Origin of the sequence: Amycolatopsis sp. NPDC051061 (assembly GCF_040682935.1) — a bacterium.
GTDB lineage: Bacteria > Actinomycetota > Actinomycetes > Mycobacteriales > Pseudonocardiaceae > Amycolatopsis.
Genome location: NZ_JBFBBZ010000001.1, coordinates 343704 through 362232 on the forward strand (window position 1 = coordinate 343704; position 18529 = coordinate 362232).

Genomic DNA, 18529 nt, shown 5'->3' on the forward strand with positions numbered 1-18529 from the left:
GCTTCTTTGGTAACGGGCTGTGCTGTCATAGGAGAGTGCCTGTGACAAACCTGGACCCGGTCTCCGTCATCGAGAGGGTCCGCGCTCTGCAGAAGGCCGCCACTGACGCATCCTGCCTCGGGCGCTATCGCGAAGGTGTCCGACTGCTCAAGCGCGGGATGAGCATGCTCGAGACCGTTCGACCGTCGACGGAGCAGCTTCACCTCGACTGGCTGGTCACCCGGATTCGTCTTTCGAGCACCCTGACGGCGATGTCATCGGAGATCAGTGGCGATCTCGAAGCCGGTTTGGCCGGTTTGAACGAGGTGCGGAAGCTGATCGCGGATGTACCGGACCCGATGCTGCGGGCCGAGCTCGACGGCTCCCTGAACTACAACTACGCGGCGAGGCTGATGAGCGTAGGCCGCAACGAAGACAGTCTCGTGTCCTTCGACATCTCGGTGGCGCATCAGGAGCATCGGCTGGCGCACGGGCCCGCACCGGAATCGCGAATGGGGGGCTTCGTCCAGACCCTGTCGTCGAGGGCCTGGGTGCAGGTACGGCTGGGCAACGTCTCCGCGGCGCAGGACGATCTCGCTCGCGCGCTCGAGCTGGCCGAGAAGTACGAACTCCGGTCCGTGGCCGCCGACGTACGCCGGACGATGGGCATGCTCGCGCTCCGCGTACGGGACGTGCCGGAAGCTCTCCGGTTCTACGAGGAAGCCGAACGCAACTACCGGGCGCTGGACCTGGACGTGCCGGCCGCGCTGCGGTTCGAGCAGGCCGAGGCCCTGTTGGCGGCCGGCTTGGCCGACGAGGCCGCCTCTCATCTCGATGACGTGCTTCCCGTGCTCATCAAGGAACAAAGCATCAGCAAGGAGCTCGCGCGAGCCGAGTTGTACCGTGCGTCCGCAGCCCTGCTGGCCGATGATCTCGAGCCCGCCCGGCAGATGGCGGATTCGGCCCGGCGTCGCATGCTGCGCGTCGGGTGCCAGACCTGCGTGGCCAACGCCATGATCATCGGGCTGCACGCCGATGTGCGAGAGGCCGTGCGTTCGGATGAGGTACCGGCCGCGTTGCCCACCAGGGCCATCCGCATCGCGGCGAAGATGCCCTCGCCGAGGCTCACCGAGCAGGCCGCCACCGCTCGGATGCTGGCCGTCCGCCTCGACATCCGGCGTGGCAACCTCAAGCGCGCCGTCGAGACCCTCCGGAAAGTCCCGCGCCCCGGGCAGCTCACCCCCATCGACTACCGGATGCTGCGCCGCCTCTGCCGGGCCGAGCTGGCCGTCGCTCAGGGGAGCCGGGCCAAGGCGCTCACCGAGATCCGGTCCGGGCTCACCGAGCTCGACGCCGTCCGGGACCGGATGGGCGGGCTCGACCTCCTTTCCGGGACCGCGCTGCACGGTCAGGAGCTCGCCGACCTCGCCGTCAAGCTCGTGCTCGAACGCGGGGATGCCCGGCGTCTCTTCGTCTGGCTCGAGCGGACCCGCGCCCAGACCTACCGGTACGAACCGCTGTCGGCCGGGACCGATCCCGCGCTCGCCGCGCGGGTGGCCGAGGTGCGGGGCCTCGGGCAGGCCATCCAGGAGGCCCAGCACGACGGCCGTCCCATCGCCGGGCTGCGGGCCAAGTACAACGAACGCCTGCGCGAGGCCCAGCGGCTCGGCTGGCACACCGGACGCTGGGGCCGGCCGCGGCCGGTGGCCGGGCTCGGTGAGGTCGTCGCGCAGCTCCGGGAGCGGGCCTTGGTCAGCTTCGCCGCCTCCGGGGACGAGCTCGTCGCCGTCGTCGTCGCCGGGGGTGAGTGCCGGCTCGTGCGGCTCGGGTCCGCCGGGTCCGCCGCCGAGTCCGCGCGCGTGCTCAACGTCGACCTCGATGCCCTCGCGCCCGACAACCTGCCCGAACGGCTGGCCGAGGTCGTCATGACCTCCGCGCGCAAGCAGGCCGACAAGCTCGACGTCCAGCTCATCCAGCCCCTCGCGGACACCATCGGCGACCGTGAGCTGGTCATCGTCCCCACCGGACCCCTCTACGCCGTGCCGTGGGGCGTGCTGCCCGGGCTGCGGGGGCGGCCCACCGTCGTCGCGCCGTCGGCGACCGCGTGGCTCGCCGCCGAGCGGACGAAGTCGCCGCGAGCCCGCAAGATCGTGCTCGTCCGCGGGCCCGGGCTGGCCGGCGCCCGTGGTGAGCTGGAGAAGCTGACCACCCACTACCGCACCGCGACGACCATGACCGGCGCCAAGGCCACCGTGAAGTCGGTGCTGCGCGCGATGGACGGCGCGAAGCTCGCCCACTTCGCCGCGCACGGCGCGCACGAGCCGGAGAACGCGCTGTTCTCCCGCCTCGAACTCGCCGACGGCGCCCTCTTCGGGCACGAGATGGCCGGGCTGCGGCAACCGCCGCGCCAGGTCGTCTTCGCCGCCTGCGAGCTGGCGCTCAACCGGATCCGGCCGGGCGACGAAGCCCTCGGCTTCGCCAGCGCCCTGCTCGCCAGCGGGTCCCGCACGGTGATCGCACCGCTGTCGCGCGTCGGCGACCTGGCCTCGGCGGCCGCGATGGACGACTACTACCGCGCGCTGGCCGTCCGGGACCGCCCCGCGCTGGCGCTGGCCGACGCGATCGCCGTCGACCCGTTCCGCCGGCCCTTCGTCTGCCTCGGCTCAGGCTGAGGACGCTGAGGACGCTGAGAACGCCGGGGGCGACCACACCAGCCGCGGATCGGTCTGGACGAAGCTGCCGAGCAGATGATCGACCCGGGTCAGCACGTCGAGGTCCAGCCGGATGCCGGCGGCCTTCGCGTTCTCCGTGACCTGCTCCGGCGTGCTCGCCCCCACCACCGTCGACGCGACGGTCTCGTGCTGCAGCGTCCACGCCAGCGCGAGCTGCGCCATCGTCAGGCCCGCGTCGTCCGCGACGCCGCGCAGCAGCTCCACCCGTTCCAGCAGCTCCGGCATCAGCAGCGGCCGCGCGTGCGCCGGACCGGCCGCGCGGGATCCCGCCGGGATGTGCCCGTCCCGGTACTTCCCGGTCAGCACGCCCTGCGCGAGCGGCAGCGACGCGAACTGCCCGACGCCGATCCGCTGGCCCACCGGCATCACCTGCGCCTCCGGCACCCGCCACAGCATCGAGTAGTGCGGCTGGTTGGCGATGAACGGCACGTCGTGGCGCGAAGCCGCTTCGTGCGCCTGCAGCAGCTGCTCGGCTGTCCACTCCGACGTGCCTACGTACCGGATCTTCCCCTGCCGCACCAGATCCGAGAGCGCGAGGAACGTCTCGGCGACCGGCGTCCGGTAGTCGAAGCGCAGCAGCTGGTAGACGTCGACGTGGTCGGTGCGCAGCCGCCGCAGCGACCCTTCCAATGACGCGATCACGTGCTTGCGGCTCAGCCCGGTGTCGTTCGGACCCGGGCCCTCGGCCCAGAACACCCCGGTGCACAGGACGAGTTCGTCGCGGCGCACGCCGGCGAACGCCTCGCCGAAGGACGCCTCCGCCGCGCCGCCGTCCCACGCCGCCGCGGTGTGGAACGTCGTGACGCCGGCGTCCAGCGCCGCGGCGACGCACCCCGGTGCGTCGTGCGTCCGCCAGTTGCCGTAGGCGATCTCGCTCACGGCGAGCCCGCTCGCGCCGAGCCTGCGGTACTCCACGTCAACCTCCCTGGACGGCCATCTCGTCGATCCACGCGTCGACCGCGCCCGCCTTGCGCACGAACGACTCCCGCACACAGGCGTGCGGCAGGATCAGGAACTCTTCCGTGCCGAGGCCGCGCACGACCGCGTCGGCGACGTCCTCGGGTTCGAGCAGCGCCGTCCGGACGCCGAGCGGGCACAGCGCGCTGACTCGCACCCCGCGTGGCCGGTAGGTGATCGCCAGCCACTCGGCGAGGCCGACGGCCGCGTGCTTGGTGACCGAGTACGGCGCGTCGCCGGGCGTGCCGAGCAAACCGGCGCCCGACGCCGTGATCAGCAGGTAGCCCTCGCCGCGCGCGAGCATCGCGGGCAGCACGACCTGCGCGGCGTGGACGTGCTGCATGACGTTGATCTCCCACGACTTCGCCCACTGCTCGTCCGCCGCGTGGACACCGGTGCCGAACGCCGCGCCCGCGTTGGCGCAGAACAGGTCCACCTCGCCGAACTCGGCGCGGGCCGCCGCGACCAGCGTCTTCAGGTCCTTTTTGGACGTCGCGTCGGCGGTCACGGCGACGGCGCGGCCGCCCGCGTCGGCGATCTCGTCCGCCACCCGCCCGGCGCCGGCGGCGTCGACGTCGGACACGACGACCCCGGCCGCGCCCTCGGCGGCGAAGCGCCGCGCCATGGCGGCCCCGATTCCGTGTGCGGCGCCGGTCAGCACGACGACCCGTCCGGTCAGTTCCACGCGGGCTCCAGTATTTTCCGGGCTATTGTTACGCAGGTGAGTGAATTGTATTTCCACGTTAGAAGGTAGGTGATAAAAGCCCTGGTGGGGGCCATGATCGTGCGGTGTTCACAGTTTCCCACCCTAGCACGGCTATTGCTTTTTCCAGACCTGGTGCGTTATTCCTGTGATTGGTCTGCGTGAAGATCACCCCACCCCGCACAGGAGGTCCGCCGATGGCCGAGCTCGTCCCGCCGTCGCACGCTCGACGGCTGCGGTGCCTGGGCATCGGCGACCCCGACGCGGTGGCCGCCGTCGCGCGCGGTGGCGGCCTCGGGGTGCTCGACGGTGCCGATCCGGCCGACCTCCGGCTCGTCGCGGCGCGGCTCCGGGTGCCCTACGGGGTGCGCACGGACGGCCCGGTTCCCGAGGGGGCCGCCTTCGCGGTCCGCACGACGGCGCCGTGGACCGGCGCACTCGCCGAGGTGCCCGACCTCGCCACGGCCGGGGAGGCCGTCGAAGGTGGTGCGCTGGGACTGCTCGCCCGTGGCGGCGAACTCAGTGGATTCGTTCTGCTGCAACAGCTCCTCGGTAAGTTCGACGTTCCGGTGTGGGGTGGCGTGGCGGGCCCGCGCACGGCGCTGGGGGCACTCGCCGGAGGTGCGGCCGGCGTGCTCCTCGAGTCCACAGTGGAAGCGGACGTCCGCCGGATCGTCGGCGCGGAGGTGCCCGCACCGGCAGCTTCCGATCGCTTGTGCCGGACCTTGGGCTGCGCGCTCCCGGTCGTCCAGGGACCGATGACGCGGGTCAGCGACCAGCCGGGCTTCGCCGCCGCGGTCGCCGAAGCGGGCGGGTTCCCGTTCGTCGCGGTGGCCACGGCGAACGGCACGCGCACCGCCGAGCTGCTCACGCGCACCGCCGAACGCCTCGGCGGCCTTCCGTGGGGTGCGGGCATCCTCGGCTTCGTGCCCGACGACCTGCGCGTCGAGCAGCTCGCCGCGATCCGTGCGGCGCGGCCGCGGTGCGTGCTGGTCGCGGGCGGGAAACCGGGGCAGGTCAAGGCCTTGGAGACCGAGGGGATCGCGACGTTCGTGCACGTGCCGTCGCCGATCCTGCTCGGCCAGTACCTCGACGCCGGGGTCCGCCGGTTCGTCTTCGAAGGCGCCGAATGCGGTGGCCACGTCGGTCCGCGCGCGAGTTTCGAGCTGTGGGAAGAGCAACTGGCCGTCCTCGGCGCGGCCAAGGACGTCGAAGTGCTGTTCGCGGGCGGGATCCACGACGCCCGGTCGGCCGCGATGGTGACCGCGATGGCGGCGCCGCTCGACGCCGTCGGCCTCCTGATGGGCACCGCGTACCTCTTCACGGAGGAGGCCGTGACGCAGGGCGCGATCACCGGCCTGTTCCAGGAGCGCGCGCTCGCCGTCGACACCACCGTCACGCTCGAGACCGCGCCGGGCCATCGCACGCGGTGCCTGCCGAGCCCGTACACGACGGAGTTCGAGCAGGTCAAGGCCGGTCTGTGCGACGTGCCCGCGCAGGAGGCGTGGCAGCGGCTGGAAGAGCTGAACACCGGACGGTCGCGCGTCGCGAGCAAGGGCGTCCGGCGTGACGGCGAGCGGCTCGACGAAGGAACCCAGCTCGCCGAGGGGATGTTCATGGCCGGCCAGGTCGCCGTGCTGCGCGACCGGCGGACGACGATCGCCGAGCTGCACGCCGACGTGACTTCCGGGAAAACCTTTGCCCGCGCGGCGGAACCTGCTTTGGTGCCGGACACAAGGGACATCGCCGTCATCGGCATGGCCTGCACGTTTCCGGGTGCTCCGGACCTCGAAGCGTTCTGGTCGAACGTCCTGCGCGGCGAAGACGCGGTGACCGAGGTTCCGCCGGAACGCTGGGACCCGGCGGTCTACTTCGGACAGTCGACGTCCAAGTGGGGCGGGTTCCTGCCGCCGCTGGACGTCGATCCGCTCGACCACGGTATCCCGCCGTCCGCGATGGGCCGCATCGATCCCGCGCAGCTCGTGTCGCTGGAGACCGCGCGCCGGGCGCTGGCCGACGCGGGGTACGGCGAGCGCGGCTTCGACCGCGAGCGCACGAGCGTCGTGTTCGGCGCGGAGGCGGGCGGCGACCTCGCGAACGCGGGCACGCTGCGGTCGCTGCTCGACGGTTACCTCGACGAGGTGCCACCCGAGCTGCTCGCGCAGCTGCCCGAACCGACGGAGGACACGTTCCCCGGCACGCTGGCGAACGTGATCTCCGGCCGGATCGCGAACCGGCTGGACCTCGGCGGCGCGAACTACACGGTGGACGCGGCGTGCGGTTCGTCGCTGGCGGCACTCGACCTCGCGGCGAAAGAGCTGCGTGCCGGGACGAGCTCGCTGGTGCTGTGCGGCGCGGTCGACCTGCACAACGGCATCCACGACTACCTGATGTTCACCTCGGCCGGCGCGCTCTCGCCGACCGGCCGCTGCCGCCCGTTCGACGCGGCCGCCGACGGGATCGCGCTGGGTGAAGGCGTCGCGTGCCTGGTGCTGAAGCGCCTGTCCGACGCCGAGCGGGACGGTGACCGGATCTACGCCGTGGTCAAGGGAGTGGGCGCGGCGAGTGACGGCAAGGCGCTCGGCTTGACCGCGCCACGTCCGGAAGGGCAGCACCGGGCGCTGGAAAGGGCTTACCAGAACGCGGGAGTGTCCCCGGTGGACGTCGGCCTGGTGGAGGCGCACGGCACCGGCACGGTGGTCGGCGACGCGACGGAGCTGCGGACGTTGACCGGCTTTTTCGCCGAGGCCGGTGCCGCGCCTGGGTCGTGCGTGCTCGGCTCGGTGAAGAGCCAGATCGGGCACACGAAGTGCGCGGCGGGACTGGCCGGGCTGATCAAGGCCGCGCTCGCGCTGTGGCACGAGGTGGTGCCGCCGACGCTGCACCTGAGCCGGCCGAACGCGGCTTGGGACGCGGCGACGAGCCCGTTCACGTTCACCACGACGGCGCGGCCGTGGGCGGATCCGGCCCGGTTGGCGGGGGTCAGCGCGTTCGGCTTCGGCGGGACGAACTTCCACGCGGTGCTGGGGGCGGGCCCGGTCGCCCCGGATCGGCGCCATGGCCTACGGGATTGGTCCGCTGACGCCGAAGAGATCCTTCGGAACGTCCGGAAAAGCGACTCCGATCCGGGCCAGGTCGCCTTCCTCTTCCCCGGCCAGGGCAGCCAGCGCACCGGCATGCTCGCCGAGCTGTTCGTGCACTTCCCCAAGCTCGCCGACCTCCTCGAGCTCGCCCCCGACGTCGCCGCGAAAGCGTTTCCTCCCCAAGCCTTCGACTCGAACGCCGCCGAAGCGCAAGAACGGGCCCTCACCGACACCCGCGTGGCCCAGCCCGCGCTCGGGCTGGTCGAGACCGCCGTGGCGAGGCTGCTGGAGCAAGTCGGCGTCCGACCGGACTTCCTGGCCGGCCACAGCTACGGCGAGCTCGTCGCCTTGTCGATCGCCGGCGCTTTCGACACCGAGACCCTCCTGCGCCTCAGCCGAGCCCGTGCGAAGGCCATCGCGGAGGTCGCCCAGCCCGGCACGATGGCCGCCGTCAAAGCGGCGAAGGATCTTCTCACCCCGACCCTCATCGGCCCGGATGTCGTGATCGCCAACCACAACGCGCCCGAACAGGTCGTCCTCTCCGGGCCCACCGCCGCCATCGAACGCGCGATCCGGCGGCTGCGCGAGACCGGCGTCACCGCCCAGCGGATCCCCGTCGCCTGCGCCTTCCACAGCCCGCTGGTCGCCGGAGCGGGGGACCTCTTCGGCAAGGAACTCGCCCGAGAGTCCATTGAGGACCTCCAAAGGACAGTGTGGTCCAACCGGACCGCGAAGCCCTACGAAGCTGACGTCAAAGAAGAACTCGCCGCCCAGATCGGTGCGCCCGTCCGGTTCCTCGAGCAGATCGAAGCGATGTACGACGCCGGCGCGCGAACGTTCGTCGAGGCCGGGCCGGGCCGGGTGCTGTCCCGGCTCGTCGGGGAGATCCTCGGCGACCGCCCGCACACCGTTGTCGCGTGCGGGCCCGATCTGAAGAGCTTCCTGACCGCCCTGCGCACCCTCGCGCGAGCCGGTGTCGACGTCCGCACCGAGCGGCTGACCCGGCAGAAGCGCCCCGCCCCCTCCCCGACCGCCTGGGCCGTCGACGGGCGGTCCGCCCGCGCGCCCGGCGCCGAGGCACCCGCCCTGCCCCCGGCCCGACGAATCCGGAGTTCCGCCATGACCCAGCCCGCTCCCGGCCGCGACCAGGCCGTCGTCGATTTCCTGCGCACCACCCGTGAGCTCGTCGCCGCGCAGCGGGAGGTCATGCTCGGCTACCTCGGCAGCGCGCCCGCCCCCGCACCCGTCGTGATCCACGAGCCCGAGCCGCAACCGGAACCGCAGCCGGAACCGCAGCCCGAAAGAGCCGAAGCGGACGTCAAAACCACCGTGATCGGCGTGATCAGCGAGCGCACCGGCTACCCGGCCGAGATGATCGCCGGCGACCTCGATCTCGAAGCCGACCTGTCGATCGACTCGATCAAGCGCACCGAGATCGCGGGCACGCTGCTGTCCCGGCTGGGGCTCCCGGCCGACGACCGCACCGATCAGCTCAGCCGCGACCGGACCGCCGACGCGCTGGCCGCGCACCTGGAGAGCTGGCTGAACCCCACCCCGGCGGCCGCCGCGCCCACCCGGTACCGGCTCGAACGGGTGCCCGTTCCGCTGGATCCGGATCCCGGGCGGCTGCGGGGGAAGACCGTGGCGGTGCCGGGCGACGACGACGCCGTGCGGGCCGCGTTCGCCGCCGCCGGGGCGGCGGTCGTCACCGGGGACGCGGACGTCACCGTGCTGCTCGCCCGCGACCTGACGGAGGTGTTCGCCCAGCTCAAGGTGCTGCGGGGGACCGTGCTCGTGGCGGCGGAGCCGGACGCCGTGGCCGGGCTCCGCGGCCTGGTGCGCTCGGCCGCGCTGGAACGCGACGGCGTCACCCGGCTCGTCGAGGTGACGCAGGACGTCGCGAAAACCCTGGTGGACGAGGCCCTCAGCGAGGGACCGGCGGTGGTCGGTCACGACGAGACCGGCCGCTTCACGATCGAGCCCCGGCCGGCGGACCTCGGGTCGATCGCCTATTCGGGCGCCGGGCCGGGCGGGGGTGAGCTGGCCGCGCTCGGCCTCGGCCCGGACTCCGTCGTCCTCCTGATCGGCGGGGCCCGCGGGATCGCCGCCCACACGGCCGTCGCGCTCGCCGCGTCCGGCTGCCGGATCGAACTGGCCGGCCGGACGGCGTGGCCCGGCGAGCCGGACGACCTGCCCGCCGACCCGACCGCGATGCGCGCGGTGCTGGCCGGCCGCGGTGGCTCGGTCGCCGACATCGAACACCGCGTGCGGACCGTGCTGGCCCAGCGCGAAATCGGCCGCACCCTCGACGAGATCCGCGCCGCCGGCGGCGAACCGGCTTACCGGACCCTCGACGTGCGTGACCCCGACGCCGTGCACCACCTCGTCGAGAACCTGCACGGCCGGATCGACGGAGTCGTCTTCGCGGCCGGCGTGATCGACGACAAGCTGTTGGCCGACAAGGACGAAAAGTCGTTCCGGACCGTCTTCGAAACCAAGGTGGCGGGGGCCAGGACCCTGCTCGGCGCGCTCACCGAACGAGGCGTGAAGCCCGGGTTCGTCACGTTCTTCGGCAGCATCGCCGCGGTGTTCGGCAACCGCGGCCAGACCGACTACGCCGCGGCGAACGACGCACTGGAGTCGCTGGCGAAGAGCTGGCGCGGCCGCGTCGTGACCGTCCACTGGGGACCGTGGGCGCCCGCGGAAGACCACAGTGGCATGGTGTCCCCGGAACTCGCGCGCGAGTACGAACGCCGTGACGTCGGCCTGCTCGACGCGGGCGAGGCCACCGCCGCCCTCCTGCGCGAACTCGCCTACGGCACGGACCGCGCGGTCCTGTACACGGCGTCACTGTGGTGAGCCAGGAGCACGTCGTGCTGGCGGCCGGGGACCCGGCGCCGAAGCGGCGGGTGCGCGTCGACGAGCCGGAACGTGTGCTGCGGCTGGCCGCGAACACCCCCGGCGAACTCCTGGACCGGCTCGACGAGGCCGGCTCGGGCGACGGTCCCTGCCGGATCGGGATCGTCGGCCCGGACGAGCGCAAGCTGGCGACGGCCCGGAAGGTACTCGCCAAGGTGGCGGCCGAGGGCCGCTCGTGGCACGGCGGCGGCGACATCTGGTGCTCGGTCGATCCGGTGCTGCCGAACGGGAAGATCGCGTTCGTCCACCCAGGACTGGAGGCGGGTGCCGAGCCGCGCATCGACGACGTCGCGAAGCACTTCGGACTGGACCGTCCACAGTGGTCCACGGCGAGCGTGCTCGACCGAGCGGCGAGTGTCTCGGCGACCGGACTGGTGCTCGACGAGGCCCTGCGCCGGCTGGCGATCCGGCCGGACGCGCTGGCCGGGCACAGCGTCGGCGAGTGGACCGCGATGCAGGCCGCCGGGATGTACCGCGCCGAGCCGGGCCTCCTGCAGCGGTACTGGCCCGGCGGGTTCGAGCTGCCCGACGCGGACTACCTGGTACTGGGTTGCCCGGCCGCGCGGGTGGCGGAGCTGCTGCCCGGTGACCTCGTCGTCTCGCACGAGAACGCGACGAAGCAGACGATTGTGTGCGGTCCGCCCGACGCCGTCGCGAAGTTCGCCGAGACGTGCCGCGGCCTGGGGATCGTGGCCCGGACGCTGCCGTTCCGGTCCGGTTTCCACACGCCGCTGATGCGGCCGCACCTCGCGCCGTTCGCCCGGCTCGCCGCGGAGCTGGACCTGCGCGAGCCGGCGCTGCCGGTGTGGTCGGCGACGACCGCGCGGCCCTACCCGGCCGACCCGGACGAGGTCCGCGAGCTCTACCTCGTGCACCTGATCCGCCCGGTCCGGTTCCGGGAGCTGACCGAAGCCCTGCATGAAGACGGGTTCCGCGCGTTCGTGCAGGTCGGGGCCGGCCAGCTCGGCTCGTACGTCACCGACACGCTCGGCGAGCGGCGGCACCTGGTCGTCGCGGCCGCGTCCGGCACCCGGTCCGGCCTCGCGCAGCTGCGCCGCGTCGCGACCGCGTTGTGGACCGAAGGCGGGAGTACGGACTTCGCGGCCCTGGAGCCGCGGCAAATCCGGCTCACCACCGGGAACTCCCTGCTGACCCTGGCAGACTCGGCTCGCGGGTTGCTCGACGACCACGCTCTGCCCGCCGGGGTGCCGGACGCGATCGTCGCCGAGTTCACCGCCCTGCTCACCGAGACCCGCCGGACCGCGGCGGACGTCGTCGCGGCGGCCGCGAGCCGGCGAATCGAGTCCACTGTGGACGTCTCGCTGGCCGCGATGCCGTACCTGCGCGACCACCGGTTCTTCCGGCAGCGCGAAGGCTGGCCCGACGAGTCCGACTTCCGGCCGGTGGTGCCGGCGACGACGCTGGTGGACCTCGCCTGCCGGGCCGTCGAACGCGCCTGGCCGGACACGACGGCCGTCGCGGTGCGGGACGCCGTGTTCTCCCGGTGGCTGGTCGCTTCGCCGGCGCAGCGGGTGCCGCTGTCGATGAGCCGCGAGGGCGATCGTGTGAGCGTCGAGATCGGACCGTACGCGCTGCTGACCGTCGAGCTGGGCGCGTTCGCCCCGCCGCCGTCCCCGGCCGGCGTGCCCGGCCCGGAGACCACGCCGCCGCTGACCGCGGAAGAGATCTATGCCCAGCGCGAGATGTTCCACGGCCCCGCGTACCGGGGCCTGTCGCGGCTGACCGGCCTCGGCGAGCAGCACATCCGCGGCGAGCTCGTCGTCCCGGAGGCGCCCGGCGGCCTGCTCGACAACGTCGGCCAGCTGCTCGGCTGCTGGCTGATGGCCGCCCGCTCCGACGGCCTGCTCGCCTTCCCGCGGTCGATCGGCCGGCTCACCTGGCACGGCCCCGAACCCGCGCCCGGCGCGCGGCTCGGCTGTCTCGTCCGCGTCCGGCTGCCCCGGCCCGACGTCCTCGAGATGGACGCCGAGCTGGTGCGCGACGGCCGGGTGCTGGCGAGCATCGAGGGCTGGCGGGACGTCCGGTTCCCCTGCGACCGCGCGGCCCACCGCGTGTACGCCTTCCCGGACCGCCACCGGCTCTCGGACCGGCGGGACGACGGCTCGGTCGCGGTCACCGACCGCTGGCCGACGGTCGCCGCGCGGGACATCTACGCCGGCATCTACCTCAGCGCCGAGGAACGCGCCGAGTTCGCCGCCGTGCCCCCGCGGCGAGCTCGCGGCTGGCTGCTCGAGCGCATCGCCGCGAAGGACGCCGTCCGGGCCCGGCTCGCCGAACCCGTCTACCCGGCGGAAATCCGCGTCCACGACGACGGCCGGGTGTCCGGCCGCGGCCGGACCCTGCCGGACTTCGCCGTCACGGTCGAGCTGACCGGGGACACCGCCATCGCCCACCTCAGGAGCACGCCATGACCATCGACCACGCGTCCGCGACCTTCGACATCGTCGCCGAGCTGCTCACCGAGCTCGTCGGCGACGTGCTCGGCATCGAGATCACGCCCGAGACGACGTTCCACGAGGACCTGCAGCTGGAGAGCATCGACCTGGTGACCTTCGCGAGCATCCTCACCGAGCACTTCGGCGCCGAGGTCAACCTCGCCGAGTACCTGGCGGAGCAGGACCTCGACGACGTCATCGGGCTGACCGTCGGCGACATCGCCCGGTTCGTGGGGGAGCGCACGTGCCCACGATGACCGTGAACGGGCTGCGCACCAACGTGCAGCTCGTGCCCGCCGGCGGCACCGAGACCGTGGTGTTCCTGCACGGCATGGGCACCGACAGCCTGGCGAGCTTCTACCTCACGCTGGCCCCGCCCGTCGCCGCCGCCGGCATCGACGTGATCAGCTACGACCTGCGCGGGCACGGCAAGACCGAGCGGCCGGTGCGGGGCTACACGCTCGGGGACTTCGTCGCCGACCTCGACGACCTGCTCGAGCAGCTCGGCGTCGACCGGCCGGTGCACCTGGTGGGCAACAGCTTCGGCGGAACCCTCGCCTACAGCTACGCCGTGGCTCAGCCTTCGCGCGTTCGCAGCATCGTGTGCATCGAGTCGGAGCCCGCGACCGAGGTGTGGGCGGGCAAGATGGCCGAGATCCTCGCGCACACCGTGAAGTTCCTGCAGGTGGAGGAGAGCTTCGACTGGATCGAGGCGAACTTCAGCGCCCACCACCGGCGGCTCGCGAAGATGGCGGCCGAGCGGATCACGTCGACGAAGATGGCGGAGGAGGTGCCGCTCGGGCCGTTGCTCACGTGGGAGCAGGTGGCGGCGATCGGCTGTCCGGTACTGTCCATTTTGGGCAGTCACGGCTACCAGGCCGACGACCTCGAAGCGCTGACGTCGGTGCTGCCGCACGGCGAGCTGCACGTCTTCGAGGGCCAGGGGCACTCGGTGCTGGTGGAGCAGCACCGCGAGGTGCGCGAGCTGGTGCTGCGCTGGATCGAGCGGCACGCGGCGTGAGGTTCCTGCTGGTCGTGCCGCCGCTGGCCGGGCACGTCGCGCCGTTGCGCGGGGTGGCTGCGGTGCTGGCTTCGCGCGGTCATTCCGTGGCTTGGTGTGGTCCGGAACCGGAAGTGTCCACTTTGGTCTCCGGCTCGGTTTTCCCGGCGGGGGACTCTTCGCCGTTTTCCCTGGCGCTGCGCCCACCCGAGCTGCGTGGGTTCGCCGCGTTGAAGTACCTGTGGGAGACGTACCTGGTTCCCCTCGCGGACGCGATGGTGCCGGGGGTGCGGGCGGCCGTCTCCTCGTTCGCGCCCGATGTGGTCGTGGTGGACCAGCAGGCGATGGCGGGAGCGCTGGTGGCCGCGCGGTGCGGGCTGCCGTGGGCGACGTCGGCGTCGACGTCGACCGAGCTGGCCGACCCGCTGCGTGCGCTGCCGAAGATCGCGTCCTGGGTGGACGAGCTGCAGGCGGGGCTGCGGGCCCGGCACGGCGTGCTGCTCGGCGATCTGCGGTTCTCGCCGCACCTGGTGCTGGCGTTCACCACGCGGGCGCTGGCCGGTTCGTCTCGCCTGGCGGCGCCAGTGGCCTACGTCGGTCCTGCGTTGCCTGCCGCGTCCGGCGAGTGGTCTCTTGTGGACGATCGGCCGCTGGTCGTAGTGACGCTGGGGACGTCGAACGCCTCGGCGGGGTCACGGTTCCTCGCCGAGAGCGTCGACGCGCTGGCCGGGATGCCTTCCGTGCAGGGTCTCGTCGTCGATCCGGCGGGTGAGCTGGTCAGCGAGCAGGTGCTGCTGGCGCGCCGGATCCCACAGGTCGACGTGTTCGCCCGGGCGTCGGTGGTGGTCTGCCACGGCGGGCACAACACGGTGTGCGAGGCGCTGGCGGCCGGGGTGCCGCTGGTGGTCGCCCCCATCCGGGACGACCAGTCGATGCTGGCCCAGCAGGTGGCCGCGGCGTCGGCGGGGGTCCGGCTCCGGTTCGACCGCGCGAAGGCGAGGGACATCCGCAAGGCGATCGAGTCGGCCGGGACATTCCGGCCCGGCGCGACCCGGATCCGCGACTCGTTCGAAGCGGCCGGAGGTGCGGAGGAGGCCGCAGCCCACCTGGAATCTCTGGCCTGAACACGTTACGTGCGGTTGCGGAACGTGCGGGCTGCCAGCGTCGAGCCTGCTATCGCGGCCACCGCGGCGATCGCCAGCGCCGCCGCCAGGGACCAGCCGATCGGGCGGGCCAGGGCCAGCGCCCGGGTCGCGTCGATCGCGTACGTCAGGGGGTTCACCGCCGAGACCGCGCGGACCCACGCCGGCATCGTGTCCAGCGGCATGTACGCGCTGGAGGAGAACATCAGCGGGAACATCACCACGAACGACGCCGCCTGCAGCGTCTCGGCCTTGCGCAGCCACGTCGTGATCGCGACGAACACCCAGCTCAGGCACCAGCCGACCACCATCGTCAGCAGCAGCGCCAGCCCGAGGCCCGCCACGCCGCCCGCCGGGCGGAAGCCGAGGAAGACCACGCTGGCCAGCGCCGTCACCACCAGCTGGACGCCCAGCCGGGCCGAGTCGGCCAGGGTGCGGGCCACCAGCATCGAAAACAGCGAGATCGGCAGACAGCGCAGGCGCCCGGTGAAGCCGCCGTAGATCTCCGCCAGCAGGCCCGCGCCCGAGCTCATCGCCGTCGTCATCGCGATGTTGACCAGCGTCGCCGGCACCAGGAAGTTCACGTAACCCTGGTACGCCGCGACGCCCGGCAGCGCGCCGACGCCGCTGAACACCTGGCTGAACAACAGAAGCAGGACCACCGGCTGCAACAGTCCGAAGAAGACCAGCCGCCGGTCGCCGAACGCCGTGCGCAGCGAACGGGCCGCCAGCACGCGGACCTGCGTCCAGAAGCCGGATTCGGGCCACGCCGCCGGGTCGGCGAGCGCGGCCACCGCCAGGTGGTGCCGGGCCTGCGTCACGACGCCACCGTCCGGTGCAGCGAAAGGTAGACGTCGTCGAGCGTCGGCTCGGTCACCGTCAGGTCCCGCAGCGGCGCGCCGGCCGCGTCGAGCGCGCGGACCAGCACCGGGATGTCGCCCGGCCCGCTCAGCGGCACCGAGAGCACCAGCCCGGTGCGGCCGGCCGTGAGACCCAGGCGGGTCAACGCGTCCACCGCGCGCCGCAACGCGAGTTCGGTGCCGAAGGTCAGCGTCGCCGTCCGGTTGCCGAGCCGCGCCTTGAGCTGCGACGGCGTCCCGGACACGGTGATGTGGCCGAAGCCGAGGACGACGACGTGGTCGGCCAGCCGGTCGGCCTCCTCGAGGTACTGCGTGGTCAGCACGACGGTCGTACCCCGCGCCGCGAGGCCCTCGACGACCGACCACAGCCCGGACCGGCTGACCGGGTCGAGGCCGGTGGTGGGCTCGTCGAGGAACAGCACCTGCGGCGCGCCGACGAGGCCCGCGGCCAGGTCCAGCCGCCGCCGCATCCCGCCGGAATACGTGCCGGCCGGTCGGTCCGCCGCGTCTTCCAGACCGAACGACGCGATCAGCTCGGCGGCCCGCGCCTGCGCCTGCCGGGGCCGCGCGCCCAGCAGCCGGGCGATCAGCACGAGGTTGCCGCGGCCGGACAGGGCGTCGTCGACCGCGGCGAACTGCCCGGTCACGCCGATCCGGCGCCGGACCGCGCGGCCGCGCTGCACGACGTCGTAGCCGCAGACGCGGGCGGTGCCGGCGCTCGGCCGGACGCGCGTGCTGAGGATGTCGATCAGCGTCGTCTTCCCGGCGCCGTTGTGCCCGAGGACCGCCAGCACCGCGCCGCGGGCGACGCTGAGGCTGATTCCGGCGAGTGCGGTGACTTCGCCGTACTGCTTCGCGAGGTCAGTCACGGCGATGACCGGCTGGTTCATGGCCGCTCCTTTCCCTGCCTTGAAAAAAGGTATCGGGACACCGTGGTGGCGGGCAAGAAGCCGGCCACCATTCGCCGTGGGCGTGACAATTTCCGCGGACGCGGATCGTCCGCACGTGACAACCGCTGACCTGCGTGACCCTTCACGAAGGGGGCGATCCCCTGCGCGTGACAAAGAATCCGGGGCAGCTTGTTGATCCGGTTTCGCGGAGGTACTTTCGCTGAAATTCCCCCATTCCCCGAGGTGACGCGCCGTGAAGTTTTCGTGGAAGTCGAGAAAGCCCGCCTACGGCCTTGCCGTCGCGACGGTCGCGGGCATCGCGGCGACGGTCGCGCTGGTCGGGGCGGGGCCGACCCAGGCCGCGCCGGTGAGCCTGACGCTGAACTACAACTGCCCGTTCCCGCTGATCGGCGACCAGGTCCTGACGGTCAAGATCGACACGAACCTGCCCGACGACGCCGTCGCGGGCGCGTCGTCCACGCCGATCACCTTCGATGTCGACGTCACCGTGCCGGAGACCGCGACGGAGGGCTTGACGCTGGTCGGCGCGACGTCGCTTGACGGCTCGGCCAAGGCCGCGGCCCAGCTCAAGTACCCGGTGGACAAGACGCTGAACTTGAACCTGCCGCTGACCATCGCTTCGACGCCGGTGCCGCCGTCGGGCGCGTTCCACGTGAAGAGCAGCGGCAAGGCGCCGGCCGTGACGTTCCCTAGCACGGGCACCGCGTTGGTGACGGTCGGGAACTTCAGCACGACGATGACCCCGCGCACCGCGGACGGCCAGCCCACCGACCTCGGCACGTTCACCTCGGACTGCGTCGCCGTGCCGGGGCAGAACCAGCAGCTGGGCACGTTCGAGATCAAGCCGGCGGGCGGCACGACGAGGCCCACGACGCCCACGACGCCGACCACCGAGCCCACGACGCCGACGACTCCCACCACCGAGCCGACGACTCCGACGACTCCGACCACGCCGACGACGGAGCCGACCACCCCGACGACGGAACCCACGACTCCGACGACGGAACCGACGACGCCCACCACGGAACCGACCACGCCGACGACCGAGCCGACCACGCCAACGACGGAACCGACAACGCCGACGACCGAGCCCACGACTCCGACGACCGAGCCGACGACTCCCACCACCGAGCCGACGACCCCGACAACGGAACCCACGACTCCGACGACGGAACCGACGACTCCCACCACCGAGCCGACGACGCCCACCACGGAACCCACCACGCCGACGACCCGGCCGACCACGCCCCCGACCGGCGTCGACGTCAAGTACTCGGTGACGGGCAAGTCGACCCTCAAGCAGCTGCACGCCACGCTGCCGCTCGGCCCCGGCAGCCTCGACGCCAAGCTCGACGCCGCGTCCGGCAAGTTCGGCGCGCAGCTGAAGCTGCCGAAGTCCGATGTGGACTTCCGCGTGCTCGGCTTCATCCCGGCGTCCGCGACCGTGAAGCTCACCCAGGTCGGCGCGATCAACGGCACGCTCACCGGCGGTGCGGTCAAGGCCGCCGCGCAGGTGGACGTCCAGCTCACCAAGGTCCGCGTGTTCGGTTTCCCGATCCTGGCGTCGAACTCCTGCCACACGGTGAAGCCGGCCGACGTGCCGCTCGCCTCGGCGCCCGGGTTCGACCCGCTCAAGGGCGGCAAGCTGACCGCGACGTACGGCATCCCGCGGTTCACCGGCTGCGGCTTCCTCACCGGCCTGATCACCGGCATCACCTCCGGCCCGGGCAACAAGCTCGAAGTGAACTTGACCAAGAAGTGAACTTGTGACTACGAACCATGAGGAA

The 18529-nt window shown here is 72.4% G+C and carries 11 protein-coding genes; 7 read left to right on the plus strand and 4 right to left on the minus strand.

The features are described 5' to 3' along the window. The first annotated feature begins 41 nt into the window (after window positions 1-41). Window positions 42-2651: a CHAT domain-containing protein gene (locus tag AB0N03_RS01780; protein WP_364363742.1), complete on the plus strand. Its 2610-nt coding sequence runs from the start codon at window positions 42-44 to the stop codon at window positions 2649-2651. Here AB0N03_RS01780 and AB0N03_RS01785 read toward each other — a convergent pair. Together AB0N03_RS01785 and AB0N03_RS01790 are read right to left on the minus strand one after the other, a co-directional pair. Then, window positions 2643-3626: an aldo/keto reductase gene (locus tag AB0N03_RS01785; protein ID WP_364363745.1), complete on the minus strand. Its 984-nt coding sequence runs from the start codon at window positions 3624-3626 to the stop codon at window positions 2643-2645. The genes AB0N03_RS01780 and AB0N03_RS01785 overlap by 9 nt on opposite strands. Window position 3627: 1 nt before the next feature. Next, window positions 3628-4353, minus strand: coding sequence for an SDR family NAD(P)-dependent oxidoreductase (locus AB0N03_RS01790; RefSeq protein ID WP_364363747.1), 726 nt, complete (start codon window positions 4351-4353; stop codon window positions 3628-3630). Window positions 4354-4568: 215 nt separating this feature from the next. Between AB0N03_RS01790 and AB0N03_RS01795 the strand changes: the two genes are divergently transcribed. The 5 genes from AB0N03_RS01795 to AB0N03_RS01815 are packed head-to-tail and all read left to right on the plus strand — an operon-like array spanning window position 4569 to window position 14953. Beyond that, window positions 4569-10313, plus strand: coding sequence for an SDR family NAD(P)-dependent oxidoreductase (locus AB0N03_RS01795; protein ID WP_364363750.1), 5745 nt, complete (start codon window positions 4569-4571; stop codon window positions 10311-10313). Then, complete coding sequence (locus tag AB0N03_RS01800; protein WP_364363753.1) at window positions 10310-12805, plus strand: acyltransferase domain-containing protein; 2496 nt, start codon at window positions 10310-10312, stop codon at window positions 12803-12805. The genes AB0N03_RS01795 and AB0N03_RS01800 overlap by 4 nt, the downstream gene beginning before the upstream one ends. After that, complete coding sequence (locus tag AB0N03_RS01805) at window positions 12802-13086, plus strand: acyl carrier protein (protein WP_364363756.1); 285 nt, start codon at window positions 12802-12804, stop codon at window positions 13084-13086. The genes AB0N03_RS01800 and AB0N03_RS01805 overlap by 4 nt, the downstream gene beginning before the upstream one ends. Next, a complete protein-coding gene (locus AB0N03_RS01810) occupies window positions 13074-13850 on the plus strand; it encodes an alpha/beta hydrolase (protein WP_364363759.1) in 777 nt (258 codons plus the stop codon). The genes AB0N03_RS01805 and AB0N03_RS01810 overlap by 13 nt, the downstream gene beginning before the upstream one ends. Continuing rightward, window positions 13847-14953, plus strand: a complete 1107-nt coding sequence (locus AB0N03_RS01815; protein ID WP_364363762.1) for a glycosyltransferase — start codon at window positions 13847-13849, stop codon at window positions 14951-14953. Before AB0N03_RS01810 ends, AB0N03_RS01815 begins: the two co-directional genes overlap by 4 nt. Before the next feature lie 5 nt (window positions 14954-14958). Here AB0N03_RS01815 and AB0N03_RS01820 read toward each other — a convergent pair whose 3' ends face one another. Together AB0N03_RS01820 and AB0N03_RS01825 are read right to left on the minus strand one after the other, a co-directional pair. Further along, window positions 14959-15792, minus strand: a complete 834-nt coding sequence (locus AB0N03_RS01820; RefSeq protein WP_364363765.1) for an ABC transporter permease — start codon at window positions 15790-15792, stop codon at window positions 14959-14961. Beyond that, window positions 15789-16721, minus strand: a complete 933-nt coding sequence (locus tag AB0N03_RS01825; RefSeq protein ID WP_364363768.1) for an ATP-binding cassette domain-containing protein — start codon at window positions 16719-16721, stop codon at window positions 15789-15791. Before AB0N03_RS01825 ends, AB0N03_RS01820 begins: the two co-directional genes overlap by 4 nt. A gap of 253 nt (window positions 16722-16974) precedes the next feature. On the opposite strand from AB0N03_RS01825, the gene AB0N03_RS01830 reads away from it, so the two are divergent. Then, window positions 16975-18504 carry a DUF6801 domain-containing protein gene (locus AB0N03_RS01830; RefSeq protein ID WP_364363771.1) on the plus strand — a complete coding sequence of 510 codons (1530 nt, stop codon included), beginning with the start codon at window positions 16975-16977 and terminating at the stop codon, window positions 18502-18504. Window positions 18505-18529 lie beyond the last annotated feature (25 nt).